Annotated in this window: 15 protein-coding genes and 2 pseudogenes; 8 read left to right on the plus strand and 9 right to left on the minus strand. The window is 70.8% G+C overall.

Annotation, left to right across the window (positions count from 1 at the left end):
* Positions 1 to 116: 116 nt before the first annotated feature.
* Entirely contained in the window at positions 117 to 1,250 is a 1,134-nt protein-coding gene (locus ACZ6D7_RS17830; RefSeq protein WP_469491304.1) for a DUF6183 family protein, read from the minus strand.
* A gap of 432 nt (positions 1,251 to 1,682) precedes the next feature.
* Between ACZ6D7_RS17830 and ACZ6D7_RS17835 the strand changes: the two genes are divergently transcribed.
* Positions 1,683 to 1,919: a hypothetical protein gene (locus ACZ6D7_RS17835; RefSeq protein WP_469491305.1), complete on the plus strand. Its 237-nt coding sequence runs from the start codon at positions 1,683 to 1,685 to the stop codon at positions 1,917 to 1,919.
* Between the two features lie 152 nt (positions 1,920 to 2,071).
* Here the strand turns inward: ACZ6D7_RS17835 and ACZ6D7_RS17840 are convergent, their stop codons facing one another.
* Together ACZ6D7_RS17840 and ACZ6D7_RS17845 are read right to left on the minus strand one after the other, a co-directional pair.
* Entirely contained in the window at positions 2,072 to 2,899 is an 828-nt protein-coding gene (locus tag ACZ6D7_RS17840) for a class I SAM-dependent methyltransferase (RefSeq protein ID WP_469491307.1), read from the minus strand.
* A 591-nt stretch (positions 2,900 to 3,490) separates the two neighbouring features.
* Positions 3,491 to 4,859, minus strand: a pseudogene (locus ACZ6D7_RS17845) (MFS transporter).
* A gap of 337 nt (positions 4,860 to 5,196) precedes the next feature.
* On the opposite strand from ACZ6D7_RS17845, the gene ACZ6D7_RS17850 reads away from it, so the two are divergent.
* A complete protein-coding gene (locus ACZ6D7_RS17850) occupies positions 5,197 to 5,820 on the plus strand; it encodes a dihydrofolate reductase family protein (RefSeq protein ID WP_469491309.1) in 624 nt (207 codons plus the stop codon).
* Positions 5,821 to 6,062: 242 nt separating this feature from the next.
* A complete protein-coding gene (locus ACZ6D7_RS17855) occupies positions 6,063 to 6,395 on the plus strand; it encodes a PadR family transcriptional regulator (RefSeq protein ID WP_469491311.1) in 333 nt (110 codons plus the stop codon).
* A gap of 151 nt (positions 6,396 to 6,546) precedes the next feature.
* Here the strand turns inward: ACZ6D7_RS17855 and ACZ6D7_RS17860 are convergent.
* The 5 genes and pseudogenes from ACZ6D7_RS17860 to ACZ6D7_RS17880 form a co-directional block, all read right to left on the minus strand.
* Positions 6,547 to 7,193 (minus strand): annotated as a pseudogene (locus tag ACZ6D7_RS17860) (GNAT family N-acetyltransferase); the annotation flags it as partial.
* A 120-nt stretch (positions 7,194 to 7,313) separates the two neighbouring features.
* Complete coding sequence (locus ACZ6D7_RS17865) at positions 7,314 to 7,667, minus strand: VOC family protein (RefSeq protein WP_469491313.1); 354 nt, start codon at positions 7,665 to 7,667, stop codon at positions 7,314 to 7,316.
* Positions 7,668 to 7,788: 121 nt separating this feature from the next.
* The gene (locus tag ACZ6D7_RS17870; protein WP_469491315.1) at positions 7,789 to 8,184 is read right to left on the minus strand and encodes a contact-dependent growth inhibition system immunity protein; all 396 of its coding nucleotides are present in this window, start codon (positions 8,182 to 8,184) and stop codon (positions 7,789 to 7,791) included.
* Between the two features lie 54 nt (positions 8,185 to 8,238).
* A complete protein-coding gene (locus ACZ6D7_RS17875) occupies positions 8,239 to 8,466 on the minus strand; it encodes a hypothetical protein (RefSeq protein WP_469491316.1) in 228 nt (75 codons plus the stop codon).
* 358 nt (positions 8,467 to 8,824) lie between these two features.
* Complete coding sequence (locus tag ACZ6D7_RS17880) at positions 8,825 to 10,108, minus strand: MFS transporter (protein WP_469491317.1); 1,284 nt, start codon at positions 10,106 to 10,108, stop codon at positions 8,825 to 8,827.
* A 56-nt stretch (positions 10,109 to 10,164) separates the two neighbouring features.
* Between ACZ6D7_RS17880 and ACZ6D7_RS17885 the strand changes: the two genes are divergently transcribed.
* The 5 genes from ACZ6D7_RS17885 (at position 10,165) to ACZ6D7_RS17905 (ending at position 16,402) form a co-directional block, all read left to right on the plus strand.
* Complete coding sequence (locus ACZ6D7_RS17885; RefSeq protein ID WP_469491319.1) at positions 10,165 to 11,175, plus strand: ArsR/SmtB family transcription factor; 1,011 nt, start codon at positions 10,165 to 10,167, stop codon at positions 11,173 to 11,175.
* 278 nt (positions 11,176 to 11,453) lie between these two features.
* On the plus strand, positions 11,454 to 13,208 hold the full coding sequence (locus ACZ6D7_RS17890) for a vWA domain-containing protein (RefSeq protein ID WP_469491323.1): 1,755 nt from the start codon (positions 11,454 to 11,456) through the stop codon (positions 13,206 to 13,208).
* Positions 13,209 to 13,285: 77 nt separating this feature from the next.
* A complete protein-coding gene (locus ACZ6D7_RS17895; protein WP_469491325.1) occupies positions 13,286 to 14,107 on the plus strand; it encodes a hypothetical protein in 822 nt (273 codons plus the stop codon).
* 95 nt (positions 14,108 to 14,202) lie between these two features.
* Entirely contained in the window at positions 14,203 to 14,886 is a 684-nt protein-coding gene (locus ACZ6D7_RS17900) for a hypothetical protein (RefSeq protein WP_469491327.1), read from the plus strand.
* Between the two features lie 166 nt (positions 14,887 to 15,052).
* Positions 15,053 to 16,402 (plus strand): phytase, encoded by a 1,350-nt coding sequence (locus ACZ6D7_RS17905; RefSeq protein ID WP_469491329.1) that lies wholly within the window; start codon positions 15,053 to 15,055, stop codon positions 16,400 to 16,402.
* Positions 16,403 to 16,620: 218 nt separating this feature from the next.
* On the opposite strand, the gene ACZ6D7_RS17910 is transcribed toward ACZ6D7_RS17905, so the two are convergent.
* Positions 16,621 to 17,598 (minus strand): helix-turn-helix domain-containing protein, encoded by a 978-nt coding sequence (locus ACZ6D7_RS17910; protein ID WP_469491331.1) that lies wholly within the window; start codon positions 17,596 to 17,598, stop codon positions 16,621 to 16,623.
* Positions 17,599 to 17,600: the final 2 nt, after the last annotated feature.

Here is a 17,600-nt window from a genome sequence, read left to right on the forward strand (position 1 = left end):
CGCGTCGCGGTCGACGAGACGGACCGCCAGGAGACCGGCGCGCAGCTCACCATCAGCGAATTCGGCTGGGGTCGGTCGTAGGTTCGGCCGGGCGGCGACGGCGTGGGCCCGGCAGTTCAGTCGGTGTCCGTCGCGGCGAGTACGGCGATGCGGCGGCCGTCGGGGGAGAGGGCGACGACGCCGTAGTCGCTCAGGTCGTTGCGGAACCAGTCGGTGTCGGCCTCGAACCGGTACCAGCTACAGGCCCGGGCCTGCTCCTCGACCTCGGAAGCGCTTGCCTCGGGGTACTCGGCTCCGCAGAGCCCCGCGAGGGAGAGCCATGCGCTGAAGCGCCCCCAGGCACCGTGGACGCCAGGTGAGCCGCATCCGCCGACCGAGGCGGTCATGAACAACGTCAGCCAGACCGAGTCGAGCGTGCACGCCTCCCCCTCGAACCGGTCCTGCTCACCCAGCCCCCGCAAGCAGTCCAACGGCAACCCGGACACGACTCTCGGCAGATTCTCCGGAGCCACGGGCTCGTCCAGGACGAAGACCCGTGCTTCGTGGTCGCACCATCTGCCGTCCCTGGCCGGCCTGCCGATCAGGTCGACCAGCTGCGCGGGCGTGGCCTCCCGGACACGGTGGGCGGCGCCGGCCCGACGCGCAGCCGCCTCGACAGGCGCCGGCGATTTCATGGCCGGGACGGATCCTGAGGCACTCCTCTGACAGCTACGGCTCGGCAACCACGTGCCGAGGTCCGGACCCTCCATCTCCGAGAGCCGGGCCGGCAACCAGGACAGGCCGCTCCAGTGGCCCGGGCGGAAATCGGGGCGCCGAGTGGCGTGGGGGACCAGCTCGTCGGGGTCAGCCCCGCGCAGGAGCAACTCGTGCAGAAGGCAGGCCCGTAGCTCATGGTGTTCTTCGCCTTCCGGGTGCCGGAGGACGTACAGCGCGTCATCGAGGGGTTGCGCCTCCGCGATCAGCGACGCGAGCAGGCGCTCGTCGCTCGCACCGGAGTACCGCACCTGACGACTCAGCGCCAGAAGCCGCTCCATGAACGGTCGCCCCGGGGTGAGTGCCAGGGCCCGCTGCACGAACGTGAGATCGCGGTGCAGGACCCTCAGCCGTTCCTCGATCTCCTGAGCCTCCGCGGCGAGCGCCTCACCGGCCGAGCCGATCCGCTCGGCCTCCCCACGCTTCGCCCACGCCTCGATGGTGATCCAGGGGTACCGCTCACCGGCGCCCCCTCCCACTGTGTCCACGCTCGCCATGTGCCGCCTTCCCCCCCCGTGGGCCGTACTTCGATACTGATCATCTTCGAGAGTAGAAGACACGCAACGCCGGTGCGGGCGAAGCCGCGTCCTGGGGGGCGCAGGGCGAGCGTCGAACTCCTTCCCGTCGGGGATTCCGCCGATTAGCATGCGCACGACAAAATGGTAAAGGGGAGGGAAAGTCGCATGATCAAGATCAAAAGTGCTGCGAGAGGCAAGGCCCGAGCGGTTGTGGCGGTGTCGGCGTTGACGCTTGCTCTGATGGCCGGGTCGATGCCCGCCGCCCACGCAGGTCCCAGCTGCGGGATCACAGGCTGCTCATCCTCCGTCAATGACAGCGGATGGTCGGCGACGGCCCTGTTCAACTGGTGCAGAGGCGGCGACAGCACCGGAGACTGGACCTCCAGCAAGCCCACCTGCAAGGACGAGGACGTGGCCCAGAAGCCCCTCACCCTGGCCGCCAACGGAGGGCACACGCCCTACCGGGAAGACTGGGACACGCTGCAGGTGGATGCCGACTGGTGCTACAAGGTCACCTTCATCATCGACTTCGCCCCCGACTTCACCCGCTGGTACGACCAGCGCAACAAGGCGGCGATCTGGGTCAAGGTGGCCGACAACGCTGACGCCCATGTCGTCTCCCAGAGCGCCACCTCCTGCCCGTCCTGACCGATCCCGGACGCGTCCGGGCGGCGTTCCGCGTAACCGGCCCGGACCACGGACAGCGGCTTGCCGCGGCGGCCGCGGGCCGGGAACAGGGGGCGGCCGTCGCCGCACCCCGCGATCCGGCACGCGCTTCGGGCCCCGCTGAGGACGCTGACCTATCGAGGGTCCCGCTCGGGATTCCATCCCCAGGCGGTGAGCATGCCGGCCGACAGCGCGGCGCATTCCTCGGAATCCAGGTACCGGACCGCCGCGTCGACGGCCGTGTCGTCGACCAGGCCGGTGGCGAGCATCGCCGCTCTGCTCCGCTCCCACGTGTCCGCCCAGAAGCGGCTGATGGGACTGCCCGGCAGCAGCGGCGGTACGTGCATCTCGGCAGCGACGGACACGAGTCCCGCCCCGCCGAGCAGGTGCGGGTACGACGGCACCCAGGAGACATCGGTGCCGATGGTGGCCCGCAGCCCCTGCCACATCGCCCGCATCACCTCGCCGTACGGCGTGCCGGGCGTCCGATCGCTCGTCAGGTCGACCGCGTCGCTGAGCACCAGCACACCGCCGGGCGCGACGAGTTCGGCCAATGTTCTGATCAGGCGGTCTCGCTCGGGCAGGTGCATCAGCACGAAGCGTGCGTGGACGAGCCGGAACCGGCCGGGATCGAAGGCCGGCGCAGTGATGTCGGCCTCCAGCACATCGAGCCCGGACACCGGCCGCGCGCTGAGGAAACGTACGTCGCGGTCCACGGCGAGCACGCTCTCCACCCCGGCCTCGTCCAGCAGCCGGCGCGACACCGTGCCCGTGCCGGCGCCCACGTCGAGACAGCGCCATCCCGGGCCGACCCCGAGCGCCCGCAGCCGTGCCATGGTGATGTCGTCGTAGGCGAGGGCGCCGAAGTCGATTCGCTCGCCCTCGCCCGCCTGGTCGGGAGGGAAGACGGCCTCGCCGTAGCGGCCGCCTCCCGGCGCGTCCCCGCGCGAAGCGGCGATCACGGCGCGGCCGGCGGCACGCCGAGGGTGTCGTCCTCGACTCGTTCCAGTGCCCGGTCGGCGATGCGCTTGAGCAGCGGGTCGTCGAGCAGCTTCATGGCCGGACCTCTTCACGTGATGGGGCGGTGCCGGGCGGCCCGTCCCGCGGCCGCCGTCCCACCGATCCTCCACAGGCGGACGCTCGTACAGCCGAGGCGCGCCGCCCCTCAGCCAATCGGCCCTGGGGCGCGCGGAACACGAAGCAGTCGAGTCGGCCAGCTGTGGGGGAGGCGCGCCGGTGGGGGCGTTGCTCGCCAGGTAGAGGCCCCTGCCAACGATTGGCTGTGACCAGCACCCGCAGGGCTGTTCCCGGCCGCCGCATGCAGGCGGCCGGGAACAGGGGCCGGAGGCCGGCGGTGCGGCGAAGAGGGGACGCAGGACAGCGAGGGCCGGCGTGCCCGAGACGACGGCCGAGCCCGCAGGGGCGGACTGTCACGGTTCCCAGGGCTCGCGCCCTGCGGCCCAGGCGATCGGCCCCGGGTGTCCTCAGCCCTCCGGTCCGGACGTTCTCAGCCCTCCGGTCCGGACGTTCTCAGCCCTCCGGTTCGGACGTCCTCAGCTCTCCAGCGAGGGTGCCGAGCCGGGCAGTGGGCGCCCTGCCGACTCCGCCATGAACCACACCGCCACACCGCCGATCACGGCCGCGGCCATCATGTAGTACGCGGGCATCATCATGTTCCCGGTCGCCCCGACCAGGGCGGTCACCACCAGCGGGGTGGTGCCGCCGAAGATCGAGACGGAGACGTTGAAGCCGATCGACAGCGATCCGTAGCGGACCTTCGTCGGGAACAGCGCCGGCAGCGCGGCCGGCATCGCCGCCGTGAAACAGACCAGCAGGAGGCCCAGCGCGCCCATGCCGAGCGCCACCGCGACCAGGCTGCCCTGGCGGATCAGCAGCAGGGCGGGGACGGACAGCGACAAGAAGCCCACACAGCCCGCGGCGATCACCGGCCGACGGCCCACACGGTCGGTCAGAGCGCCCGCGAAGGGCTGGACGACCATCATCAGGGCCATCATGCCGAGAACGACGAGCAGGCCGTGCGTCTCGTCGTACTTGAGCTCACTGGTCAGATAGCTCGGCATGTACGACAGCAGCATGTAGTCGGTGACGTTGAAGACCAGCACGAGGCCCACGCAGAGCAGCAGCGCCCGCCACTGGCCCGTGATCATCTGGCGCAGCGGCGTCTTCGGGCGGCCGGATTCGGCCTTCTCGATCTCGGCCGCGAACGCCGGGGTCTCCTCCAGGCGCATCCGCAGATGGAGGCCGATGATGCCCATCGGGCCCGCGATCAGGAACGGGATTCGCCAGCCCCAGCTCAGCAGGTCCTCGGTGGACAGCAGGGCGGTCATCACCGTGACCAGGCCGGCGCCGCCGATGTACCCGGCGAGCGTGCCGAACTCCAGCCAGCTGCCGAAGAAGCCGCGCCGTCGGTCGGGCGCGTACTCGGCGATGAAGGTGGAGGCGCCCGCGTACTCGCCGCCGGTGGAGAAGCCCCGCACGAGGCGGGCGGCCGGCAGGAGCAGCGGGGCTCCGACGCCGATCGAGGCGTACGACGGGATGAGGCCGATGGCGAAGGTACCCGCCGCCATCATGATCATGGTGAGGGCCAGCACCTTCTGGCGGCCGACCCGGTCGCCGAGCGGTCCGAAGACCATGCCGCCGAGCGGGCGGACCAGGAAGGCGGCGGCGAAGGCGCCGAAGGTGGAGAGCAGCTGGGCGGTCGGGTTCCCGGACGGGAAGAAGAGCTTGCCCAGGGTGACCGCGATGTAGCTAGACGCCGAAGTCGAACCATTCCATCGCGTTGTCCAGCGCGGCGGCCTTCACGGTGCGCTTCACGAGTGCGGGGTCGGTGACGGTGGCGTTCTTCGGGGCGGTCGGGTGTGTGGTGGGAGGAGAGGTGACGGTGACTGTGGCAGTCGACAAAACGTCGCTCGCCTACTTTCGTCGGGGGCAGGGGCGGGTCTGCTCGACGGCGCCGGCGGCAGGCCAGAGAGCGGCCATAGAGGGGCATGTGCCCCTTACGGGCCGTACCTACTTCGTTGCATGTTGCACGTAAATGCCGTGCGGGCAGGCCCGTACGCCCGCTCCGGAGGGCCTTTCGTCGGAACACGTTGTGACCCATCTCGCGTCCGGCGAAGGACGGCGGCGGCCGCCGCGCCCGAGGCCTGACGGTCGAATTCATCGACCATCCCCACTCGCGCAAGGGGCACGCTTGCAGCGTGGGCGATGAGTTCGGGCAGCGGATCGGGTCTGTCCTGATATGACACGAATCATCGCCGACATCTCTGTCTCCCTCGACGGCTTCGTCACCGGGCCCGACCCCGGCCCGGACAACGGGCTGGGCACCGGCGGCGAGGCCCTGCACACCTGGGCGTTTTCCGACGACCCCGACGATCGCCGGATCCTGCGTGAGGCGACCGCCCGTTCGGGCGCGGTCATCCTCGGCCGCCGACTCTTCGACCTGGTCGACGGGCCGAACGGCTGGGGCGACACGTCCGGCTACGGCGCCGGCGAGGTCGGCAAGCCCGCGTTCGTCGTCGTGACGAGCTCGCCACCGGAGTCGGTGCGGCTCACCGACCTCGACTGGACGTTCGTCACCACCGGTCTGCCCGACGCCGTCGCCGCCGCGCGCGAGCGAGCCGAGGCGGCGTCGTCGGACAGCGGCAAGGACCTCGACGTCGTCCTCATGGGCGGCGGCGCCACGATCGGCTCGGCGTTCGACGCCGGGCTGGTCGACGCACTGACGCTGCACCTCGCGCCCGTCTTGCTGGGCGCCGGGACGCCACTGTTCACCGGCGGAGCGCCGCGCACACTGGTGCAGCGGAGCGTGACCTCGACCTCGACCGCGACGCACCTGACCTACGACGTCCTCGGTCGCTCCTGACCACATGACCCCCGCGCCCGGGATCGAAGGCAGGTCCACCGCCTTCCGTATCGGCAAGGCCCTCAAGCGCAGGGCAGGTGCCGCGCGCCGCGAAGTCCTCGTCGAATTCCAGCGGGGTCTGCGGTTACACCTCAGGACTCGCCCAAGGGGGGCGCACTCGGCACGAGGGGACCGGGCACGCGGCCGGAGGAGGAGTTCGGGTTGTCGAGGCTATGTAGAGTACGAGTATGGGTATGCCGCGCATGACCCTGCAGACCCAACTGGTCTTGCGGGCCTTGCTGGAAGACTCCGCCAAGCAGCGCTACGGCCTTGAGTTGTGCGATCTGACGGGACTGCCGTCGGGCACGATCTATCCGATCCTCGCTCGCCTGGAACACCTCGGCTGGGTGGACAGCACCTGGGAGGACCCCGCCGTACACGAAACGGCCGGCCGACCGCGCCGCCGCTTCTACCGAATCACCGAGGACGGCGCCGAGCAGGCCCGCCTCGCCCTCGCTCGCGCCTACCGCGCCCGCAAGCAGCCCCTGCCCGGATGGGCGGCCGCCCACACGGTCGGCGACGGGGGAGCGTCGTGATGACCGCCCGACACCGGTGAGTAGGTGCTGCTTCTCTGCCTGCGTCACGCCAGGATGAGGGACGGCCAGGTCCCGGTGGCGGAGTCCCGTGATGGCGTGCTGTGGGCTGTGTCTGACGTGTTCCTGGCAGGCTTGCGATTTCGGCGTGCGCGAAGTCGTATCCGGCCCAGTCGGTGATCGGGTGGTATCCGAGGCGCCGGCAGAGGGCGTTGCTGGTGGCGTTGGCGGCGTTCGTGAACAGCACGACGTCCGTGGCGCCCGCGGCCAGCGCGGCCCGGCTGACCTCGGCGGCGAACTCACCGCACCAGAGCATGAGGTGGCCATGGTCTTGGGCGCCCGTGAGTCGGCCCCGGCCCGCTGGGAGCGGCTCGGGTGGGGTGAGCGTGCCGAGGCGGTACAGGCGGAGCCGGACGCGGAGCGTCGGTGTTGCGCCTGTGTGCCGCTGCCAGGCCTCGACGAACGCGGTGGCGGTGCTGTGGTCCGCGCTGACGGAGGGAAGGGAGTGACCGAGGCCGACCAGGTGGGCGGCGAGGGTATCGGCCTGCTCGCGAGTGAGAGAGGTGACGCTCAGACCGCGGGCCGGGAAGCGGTGGAAGGTGGCGGCGACCTCGCCCGCTTGCTCCAGCCGGCCGAAGACGGGGACTCGGGCGCCGTATGCGGCCGCCCCGAGTGTTCGCAGTTTCTCGGTCACGGTCAGTGGCATGGTGTGTGCAGGGCGGGGCGCGAGCGCAGGAATTCCCCGGCTTGGGCGAGGAAATCGTCGACGTCTTCGGTGAGGTGCCAGCCATCCGGGCGCATGCTTCACCATCCCTGACGGACTCGGCTGCGGGAAGGAGAATGCCTGGAGGTGAGTCATCGTGATGCCGTGGACACGCTGCCCGTTACGTGTCATCACGCGGGAGCTGCGTGAAGACGCGGTCAGGCGGGCTGCCACAGTTCGACGCGATTGCCCTCGGGATCGGTGACCCAGCCGAATCGACCGACGCCCTCCATGTCCTGTGTTTCCTCGGCCACGTCCGCTCCCTTGGCGCGCAGTTGCGCGAGCATCGCATCCAGGTCGCGGACCCGGAAGTTGAGCATCGTTTGCTGGGTGTGGGACCCGAAGTAGTCGGTCTCGGGCTCGAACGTCGCGAACACCGTCAGCCCGGCTCCCTGATGCCACAGGCCGTTCTCATCGGCGTCCAGGCCCAGGCAATCGCGATACCAGGCGCTCAGGACCGCCGGGTCGGCGGACCGCATGAAGTATCCACCGATTCCAAGCACACGTTCCATGCCGCCATCTTGCCCGGACGGCGATCAGGCGGGCCGGCACCACACCAACGCCCGCTTCACACACCGTCTCCATCGTGGATCGTCCGCAGAGTCCCTGCCCAGCGCCGTTTGCCGTCGGCGTTTACAGAGCGAGGAATACCTCGACCTCCTGTCTCAGGGTCGGCGGCAGGTCGGCCAACTCCGAGACGATCAGACGTAGCTCCCGTTCGAGTTCGGGGGACGTGATCCAGACCTCTGAACTCCTGGTGAGCACGGCGGCAAGCAGATCTCCCTCGTACATGTCGCCCTCCGCCATCGGGTTCAGCCGCAGGACCTCCAGGGCCAGCGGCAGGAGGTATGCAAGGCCTACGTTCTGCCTGATCAGCAGCCGCATGTCCTCGGCGGTCAGCTCGCCGATCGGCCTACGCCGAAGCTCATGCACGGTCGCCACAAGCCGGGTCGTGTCGCCCGACGGGACTGGCCAACGGTCGCGCTCAAGCTCCTCGAGGGAGCGGTCACGGTTCACGAGTCGAGTCACCGATGGATCGTCCCATGCCGGATCTCAAACGCGGTCCGAGCTTGTTCTTCAACCTCAGCCGGCTTCGTACGGCGGTGATGGTTGATTCCAGACCGCGTCAATCCGGTTGATGATCTGCCGGAGTTCACGGGCGCTTCGAGGTGACATGGCCTGCATCAGGGTGCCGAGGAGAGCGCGGGCTTCGAGTGGGTTGCCGCAGCAGTACCAGTGCACGTTGCCCCACTCGTAGTCGTGCCACAGCTCGCGCTCGGGACGGTGGACGTAGTCCTTCCACAGGCGCACGGCCGCGCTGACGTCTCCTGGCTGCAGATAGTTGCGGGTGCGCTCGAGACGGAAGATCTCGGACAGGGCACGCGAGGAAAGGCCGTCGATGACCGGCTTTGCATCTCGTGCTCGGTGACGGGAGATCCCGGCCCGGATGTGTCCTGGCCGCCTACGCGGCATGGACCTTTCGGTTCGTCGTCATGCCACACATGCTGCCACGAGCTCGAACGTCGCATCGAACGGATTCGCTCGCCTGGGGATTCCTCGTACGTACACCGAACCCCCACCGGCCCGGGCCCGGTCGACCACTTGGCGCCCCGAACAGATGAGCGTCTTGGCTGGCCTACGGGGCCCGGCCGCGCAGGTGCATGCCGGTTCACGCCTCGGTGGTGGATGCCTGTGATGCCCGGCGGGGTGGCGTGGTGACCGGGGGAAGCTCTCGCAGGGTACGGACGGGGGAGCAGAAGACCGGGAGGAAGGCGCCGGCCAGGCAGATCGCGCCCGCCCAGACCGCCATGCGTACGCCTGCCGTCTGGCCGACGAGGCCACCGAGGGCGGAGCCAACGGCCAGGGCGCCGGTGAGCAGGAACCGGAAGGTGGCGTTCATGCGGCCGAGCAGCGGGTTCGGGGTCAGGTGCTGGCGCAGGGTGACGCCGAGGACGTTGTCGATCCCCGTCTTGGCCATGGTGGCGAGCCACCCGGCCCCGGCCACCCACAGCCACGGCCCCTCGCCGATCAGCGCGACGGCAAGTGCGGCGGGTGCGAACCAGAGTCCGGCCAACCCCAGGGTGCGACCGTGGCCGAGGCGGGTGGCGAAGCGGCGGGCGAGGCCGGCACCGAGCAGGATTCCCAGGCCGCCGGCCGCCCAGTACGTTCCGAGCGCCCCGGCGGGCAGGTGCAGTTCACGGATGAACAGCACCGGCAGTACGGCGTTGATCATCTGTGCGCCGAGGTTGGTGAGGGTCGCGGTGAGGGCCAGCGCGCGTAGCTCGCGGCTGCCGAGGACGTGGCGCAGCCCTTCCGCGATATCGGCCCGCAGCCGTCGCCGGTCGGCCGGTACCACGGCAGGAGTGTGTCGTCGGCCGAGGCCCGTGAGGCCGGCGGCGGAGGCCAGGTAAGCGACGGCCCCGCCGAGGATCGCGAGGGGAGCCGTGAAGAGCTGGACCAGGAAGCCGCCGGCGCCGCGGCCTGCGATGTTGGCGCCGGCCATCAGGCTCACGAGGGCGGTGTTCGCCGGCACCAGGCGTTCGCGGCCGACCAGTTCGGGCAGGACGCTCTGCGAGCCGACGTCGAAGAACACGGTGGCACAGCCGTTCAGCAGCACCACCGCGTACAACTGCGGCAGCGACAGCACGCCCAGCCACCAGGCGACGGGGATCGAGGCGAACAGCGCGGCGCGGGCGGCGTCGGCTGCCACCAGCACCCGGCGGCCGGGCAGGCGGTCCACCCAGGCGCCCGCGGGCAGACCGATGAGGAGGAAGGCGGCGGTGGACAGCGCGGCCAGCGCACCAGCCTGGCCGGGGCCCGCGCCGAGGGTGGTGACGGCGAGCAGCGGAATCGCCACGTAGCCGACATTGCTGCCGAGGTGACTGAGGGCGCCCGCGGCGAAGAGCACGCGGAAGTCGCGCAATCGCCATGGGGAAGGGGGTGCTTCGGGCATGCCCACTACCGTGCGCGACCGCCAACCGCTCGACCTATTGATTTACCCTCAGCTAAATGATCGAGATCGAACTCGGCTTGGAGGACGTGGCCCGTACCCGCTTCGCGATCTCTCCGCTGTGGGAGGTGGTGGCCAGCGTCCGGGTGCTCAAGGGCGCGGACGAACACGGCCTGCATCGCACCTGGGCCGCACAGGTACGCCCGCGGCTGGCGGCGGCGGACCTCGATCTGAGGCCGCTGTTCGACCTTGTTCCGGTGCCGACGCGCTCGCCCTGGTCCGGCCGCGTTCCGGGGTTCATCTGCCCGCCGCCCACGACGCCGCTGCCGTCACTGGATGTGGAGCTGGCCACCGTCCGGGCCACCCCGTCGGCGCTGCTGCACACGACGGCCGAGGTGCCGCCCGCGCGGATGGCGGCGCTGCGCGCCGACCCGGCGGCCGAGCTCGGGCGACTGGCCGACCTGCTGGAGGCGTACTGGGAACTGGCTCTGGCACCGTACTGGTCGCGGATCCTCACCTTGCTGGAGGGCGACATCCGCTATCGCGCCGGTCGCCTGGTCGAAGGCGGCGCCCAGCATCTGTTCGCCGACCTCGACCCACAGGTCACCTGGGCCGCGGGCACCCTGCACCTGGAGCACCGCACTGTGCGCGGAGCGCGCCGACTCGACGGCCGGGGCCTGCTGCTGGTGCCGTCCGCCTTCGTGTGGCCGCGCGTGTTCTCCGTTCTCAACGAGCCATGGCAGCCCTCACTGCGTTACCCGCCACGCGCCGTCGGCACGCTGTGGCACACGCGGGCCGCGACCGTGTCCGATGCCCTGGCGGGGGTGTTGGGCCGCTCCCGCGCGACCCTCCTGACCGAGCTGACCGCCCCCGCCTCGACCACCGACCTCGCACGCCGCACCGGGCTGACTCCCGGCGGTGCCTCCCAGCACCTGACGGCCCTGCGCACCGCTGGTCTGGTCAGCGCCCACCGTGCAGGCAGAGAGGTGCTGTATGCACGCACCCGGGCCGGCGAGATCGTCGTGGCAGCCGCAGACTCAGGATCACCACCGTCCACCGCCCAAGCGTGAACCACCCACCAGCGCGACATGAACCCTCTGAGGTTGTTTGTGGAGGATCTCGCGTCCGGCCGGTGCAGGGGCTCCAGCCGCGTACCTCAACTGCCGTAACCGGCAAGGCACTTCCCTACCTCAGTCATGAGCAGGACCATGGAACGGATGTTCACAGGCCTTCGCAGGACGGACCGACACGCTTCGCCGGCTGCCCCGCATTGCCTGGTCGTGAGTGATCCGGGGGGACCATGAACAGACGTACGGGTGGACTTTTGGCGCGCAGACTGCCGCTGCTGGTGAGCATCGCAGTGGGACTCGTGGCGATACTGGTCACCTTTGTGGTGGTCCGTCAGGTCTCCGGCGGATCCGGACGGGACTGCGGTGTCCGGCTGGAGGTGAACTCCTCCACGGAGAAGGGCGATCTGCTCGCCGAACTGGCCGAGGAGTACAACGACGCGGGCCGCGATCTGGCAGGCGGCCGGTGCGCCCGGGTGTCGGTGTCCGAGACGAGTTCGGGTGTCGCCATGGAAGCGCTGGCGCAGGGCTGGGACGAGGCGCGTGACGAAGCGCCCGAGCCGCAGGTGTGGACGCCGACCTCCTCACTGTGGCTGACCCTGCTCACCGAGAAGGGCGCCGTGTCGGACCGCACGGTCCTCACCGGCGACCAGCCGGTCTCCCTGGCGACCAGCCCGCTGGCCATCGCCATGCCCCGGCCCATGGCCGAAGCCGTGGGCTGGCCGCAGAAGAAGATCGGCTGGCGAGAGGTGCTGTCGCTGACCGAGAAGGGCTGGGGCTCGCTCGGCCACCCCGAGTGGGGCCGCTTCCACCTGGGCAAGGACAACCCGCACACCTCCACCTCGGGCCTCGCGGCGACGGTCGCCGCCTTCTACGCCGCCACCGGCCGCTCCAGCGACCTCACCCTCGACCAGGTCAAGGATCCCAAGACCCGGGAGTTCGTGGCGGGAGTGGAGGCCGGAGTGCTCCACTACGGCTCCGACGCGACCGCCTACATGGCCAACCTCGCCGAGGCCGACGCGAAGGGCCAGGCGTTGTCCTACGCCAGCGCCGTCACCGTCCAGGAGCAGCTGATCCACCTGTACAACCAGGGCAGCCCCACCGGTGACGTGGAGCAGCTCGGCAAGGGCAGGAAACCGAAGGTGCCGCTGGTGGCCGTGCACCCGGACGACGGCACGCTCATGCTCGACCACCCCTTCGTGGTGCTGCCCTCGGCCACCAAGGAGCAGCGGGCCGCGGCCGCCGACTTCCGCGCCTTCCTCCTCGAACCCGCACAGCAGCGCCGCTTCCAGCAGCACGGCTTCCGCGACCACGAGGGCAACGCCGGGCGCGAACTGGCCGCTTCGGTGAGCCTGCCCGACGAGGGGAAGCGGAAGCTGTCCCTCATCGACCCGCCCGCCCCCAAGGTGCTCAGTGCGGTCCTCGACAGCTGGGACGAGCTGCGCAAGAAGGCCCGGGTGCTGCTGGTGATGGATGTCTCCGGCTCCATGAACCAGCCCGCCGGAAACGGACAGAGCAGGCTGGAGGCAGCCAAGAAGGCCGCCGTGAACACCCTCGGCCTGTACCACCCGGACGACGAGGTCGGGCTGTGGGCCTTCTCCACCGAGACCGACGACCACCCCGACAAACCGTACCGGCAGATCCTGCCGCCGAAACCCGTCCGGGAAAGCAAGAAACAACTCACCAGCGCCATCAACGGGTTGACCGCCGACGGCGGTACGGCCCTCTACGCCACCGTGCGCGCCGCCCAACAGGCAGCCGTCTCCGACCTGGACACCAGCCGGATCAACGCGGTGGTCGTGCTGACCGACGGCAGAAACGAATACCCGGCCGACAACGACCTCGACGCCCTGCTGAAGGACATCGACGCCACCCAACTGGAGCGCTCGGTACGCGTCTTCACCGTCGCCTTCAGCGACCAGGCCGACTTCGACACCCTGAGCGAGATCTCCGCCGCCACCAAGGCCACGTCGTACGACGCCCGCGACCCGGCCGTCATCGACAAGGTGATGGTCTCCGTCATCAGCAACTTCTAGCCCCTGCGGGCCCCGCGACGACATGGCCACCACGGTCCCGCCCCGTGCGGGACAGGCCGAAAGGCGGTGAGCACACGATGAACGGCGGACATCTCCCGGCCGCCACCGCGGCCACGCTGCTGGGCGCGGCAGGCGCCGCGGCCACCCACCTGGCAGGGGCCGCGCCGGCAGCGGCCCTGCCCGCCGGAGTCGGCATCGGCATGCTGGTCTGGACGGCCCACACCGTCACCGACCGGCTGACCCGCCGGCCCGACGCCGAGCCCGGGCCACCGTCCGCGTCCAGGCGCGCGGCGGCCGCGCCCGGACCCGAACGCACCGACCCCGCACGGCCCGAGCTCCCCGCGGACGCCAAGCGCTGGCTGGAGCGCGCCTCGGCCGCCGCCGCCAGACTCGACCGCCACCGGCGCGAGAGCACCACACCCGCCCTGACCGAGGCGCTCACCACCGCAGTCACCTTCGTCCGGGCCGCGGCCGACGAGCTCCACGCCCGGGCCGAAGCGGTCCGGGTCATCGACGCCGCCACCGTCGGCACCGACCACAAGGCCCTGCGCGACGACCAGAGCCGGCTGAAGAAGGAGGCGCAAGCCGCGCAAGGAGCCATGCGGGAGGCCAAGGAGGCATCCGCCCGCGCGATCGGCGAACGCGCCGCCTCCCTGGCACGCCTGGCGGAACTGCGCGAGGTCCTCATGGCCACGCTGGAATCGACCGTGCTGCGTCTCGAGGCAGCCGCCGAACGCGGCTCCCTGCTGGTCTCTCTCCATGCCGCCGGCGACGCCACCACGCCCGAGCCGGATCTCACCTCCCTCGAACACGAACTGGAGGCCGTGCAGGCCGGGCTCGACAGGCTCGACGAGATCAGCCGCTCACTGCACGACACCGGTCCCGCCCGCGGAGAGTAGGGGTGACCCGGCGCAGCGGGACGCGCACGAGGTCGGAGCCGGGCGGCGCGGATCGCGAGCAGGGCGGACGTATGCGCTCCACTCGTAGGAAAGGCATGTCGGCGGCCGTCCTGCGGTGGGTGCAACTCGCCGTGCCGGCAGTGGCGTTCATCAGGGAGCATGCGCCACCCGGCAGGCGCAAGAAGGTGCTGCTGGCGGCGGTGATGGGCTGGTCGCTGATCGTCGTGCCGACGGTTGTGCTTCTCGGGGGGCGCGGCGGCATCTGGGGTCTGCTCTCGGTCTTCACCGGAATCGTCTCCCTGGCCGTGGCGATCATGGTCGCCTGCACCTGGAACTACGGATCGGGCGCGAGCCTCAGGGAGCGCCTGACCTCGGTGCCCGTGTTCACCGCCGCTGTTCTTCTCGCCGTCGGTCCCTTCCTCGTCCCGTGGGCGCTGCACGAGTCGGTGGGACGGCCGGCCCTGGCCCGGGTCATGGAGGCGCATCCCCTGGCCGAGGAGGGAGCGGACGAGGGCTCCGGGCCGGTCTCCTATCGGCTCGCCGACGCCACGACCGAAGAGGATCTGGGGTGGTTGTCGTTCGGACTGCGGGAGCGGACAGCGGTCGGCACGGTCATCGAGGTCTCCGTGGTCCCGGGCGGCTGGGCGCGACCGGTCGGCGCCGAGCGGCTGGACGACGGCGGGGCGGAACCCTACGTGACCGTTCTCGCCGTCATGACGACCGTCCATGTGCTGGCCTGCGCCGCAGTGTGGGTCGGGTGGCCGCGCAGGAGGTGGTGACGGCGACGGGTGGCCCGGTCGGTGAATCATGGCTCTGGCTCTGGCTCTGGCAGAGTGCCCTCGCTCTGTTGTGCGATGAACGACAGTTGGCGCACGGTCGTCTCGCCTGTGACCACCTGTACAGCTGATGGTCCGCTGTTCGCAAAGTGCCCCCCGCAAGATCGGCATGTCCACGACACCGACTAAGGGAGCGCTTGTGACGACGCATCGCACTCCGCGCGGAGCCGCCGCCCTCGCCCTGGGCGCCGCCTTGCTCGCATTGCTGACCGCCGCCCCCGCGGGGGCCGACGACGAGCGCGGCCTGCCGACGGTCACCCCGACCAGCGAGACCCCCACCCTCCACGACGACGCCGCGGGCGGCAACTCCGACGCGGACGACCCGGCGATCTGGCGCAACGCGGCCGACCCCGACCGCAGCCTCGTCATCGCGACCGCGAAGGAAGGCGGCCTGCGGGTGTACGACCTGGACGCTCGCCCGGTGCAGTCGCTGCCCGCGCCGCGTCCGCCGGCCGAGGGCGACGCCCCGGGCCGGTTCAACAACGTCGACCTCGTCACCGGCCTGCGCACCTCCACCGGCCGGGCCGACGTGGCCGTGGTCAGCGACCGGGGCAACGACCGGCTGCGGATCTACCGCGTCGACCCGTCCAAGCCGGGCGCCCCGCTGACCGACATCACCGACCCGGCCGCCGTCCCGGTCTTCTCCCAGGACCAGGCCGAGATCAACGACCAGCGCACCGCGTACGGCCTCGCCGCCTGGCGGGACAAGGCCACCGGGCGCTCCTACGCCCTGGTCAGCCAGCGGGAGCGGACCCGGCTCGCCCTCGTCGAACTGACCCCGACCGCGCACGGCACCGTCGGCTACCGCAAGATCCGCACCCTCGACCTCCCGGCGTCGTTCCGCCTGCCCGACGGCACCACCTGGTCCCCCTGCGCCGAGCCCGGTGAACTCCCGCAGGTCGAGGGCATGGTGGTGGACCCCGCCACCCGCACCCTCTACGCCGGCCAGGAGGACATCGGCATCTGGCGGCTGCCCGCCGACCTGACCGGCAAGCCCGTCCTGGTGGACAAGGTCCGCGAGTACGGCGTCCCCGGCGTCTACGACGAGACCACCGAGGAGTGCACGACCGGCGCCGACCCCGGGTTCGGCGGCAAGCGGCTGACCGCGGACGTCGAGGGCCTGACCCTGTTCCAGGAATCCGACGGCGACGGCTACCTCTTCGCCTCCAGCCAGGGCGACGACACCTTCGCCCTGTACGACCGTGAGGTCAGCGAGTACAACGAGTACGAGGGCGGCTTCCGTATCGGCGCGGCCTCCGCGACGCTCGACGGTTCGCAGGAGTGCGACGGCGCCGCCGTCCTGAACGCCCCGCTCGGCAGCCGCTACCCGAACGGCCTGCTGGTCGTCCAGGACGGCCACGAGACCCCCGAGGTCCCCGACGGTGAGGGCGGCGTCCGCACGGCGACCGGCTTCAAGTTCGTCGACCTGGGTGACGTCGTGGACGCCGCCGACCTGTGACGTCCACACCGCGCCGACCGTCCCACGGCCACCGGGTGCTCCACCGCACCCGGCGGCCGTGGGACGACCGTGCGGGCCTGGCACGCCCTGCCCCGGCACCCCACCAGCCCCTCACAGTTCATCTCATCTGCGGCCGCCGACTTCCCAGGAGAGGCCGCTATCGAGGACGGTTGCCTCGCAACGGGATCGTCGCGTGGGCAGGTCCGGCTGGGGCACCGTCAGCGTGGGTGTCGCAGGTCGCTGTTGGAGTCGGTGCGGGGTCGTGAGCGGAACGTTCGACGGTAGGTGTCCGGAGGCACGCCGACCGTGCGATTGAAGTGTCGGCGCAGCGTCGCGGCGGTGCCCATGCCGGTGGCTGTCGCGATGGCATCGACGACGTCTTCGGTGGTCTCCAGCAACTCCTGGGCGCGGCGGATCCGTTGTGTCAGCAGCCATTGCAGCGGAGTGGTGCCGGTCACCGCCCGGAAGTGGCGGCCCAGATTGCGCGAGCTCATCCGTGCCTGGCGTGCCAGGTCCTCCACGGTGATTGGCTGGTCGAGGCGTTCGATCGCCCAGGGGAGCAGCGCGGCGAGCGGGTGGTCGTCACGGGCGGGCACCGGAGCGGCCACGAACTGCGCCTGGCCGCCCGCCCGATGCGGCGGCACCACCAGGCGGCGGGCGACGGCGTTGGCGACGGACGAACCGTGGTCGAGGCGGACGAGGTGCAGGCACAGGTCCATCGCGGCGGCCTTGCCGGCGGAGGTGAGCACGCTGCCGTTGTCCACGTAGAGCACGTCCGGATCGACCTCCACCCGCGGATAGCGGGCGGCCAGGGCCTCGGTGTGCGCCCAGTGCGTGGTCGCGCGCCTGCCGTCCAGCAGGCCGGCGGCGGCCAGTACGAACGCGCCCGTGCACAGGGAGGCCACACGCGAACCTGCCTCGTGGGCCGCACGCACCGCGCCGACGAGTTCGGCGGGCGGGTCCTCGTCGACGTCCGCCCAGCCGGGGACGATCACGGTGTCGGCATGCCGGAGCCGGTCGAGCCCTTGGTCGGGCTCCAGCCGGAACCGGCCGACCCGTACGGCGTCCCACCCGCAGACTTCGATGTCGTACCAGGGGACGTTCACGCCGACCGGAGCGGCGCCGAACACCTCGTACGCCATGGACAGTTCGAAGTGCAGCATTCCCTCGGTGACGGCCAGTGCGACAGTGCCCATGT

The organism is Streptomyces sp. NPDC041784 (genome assembly GCF_055591025.1).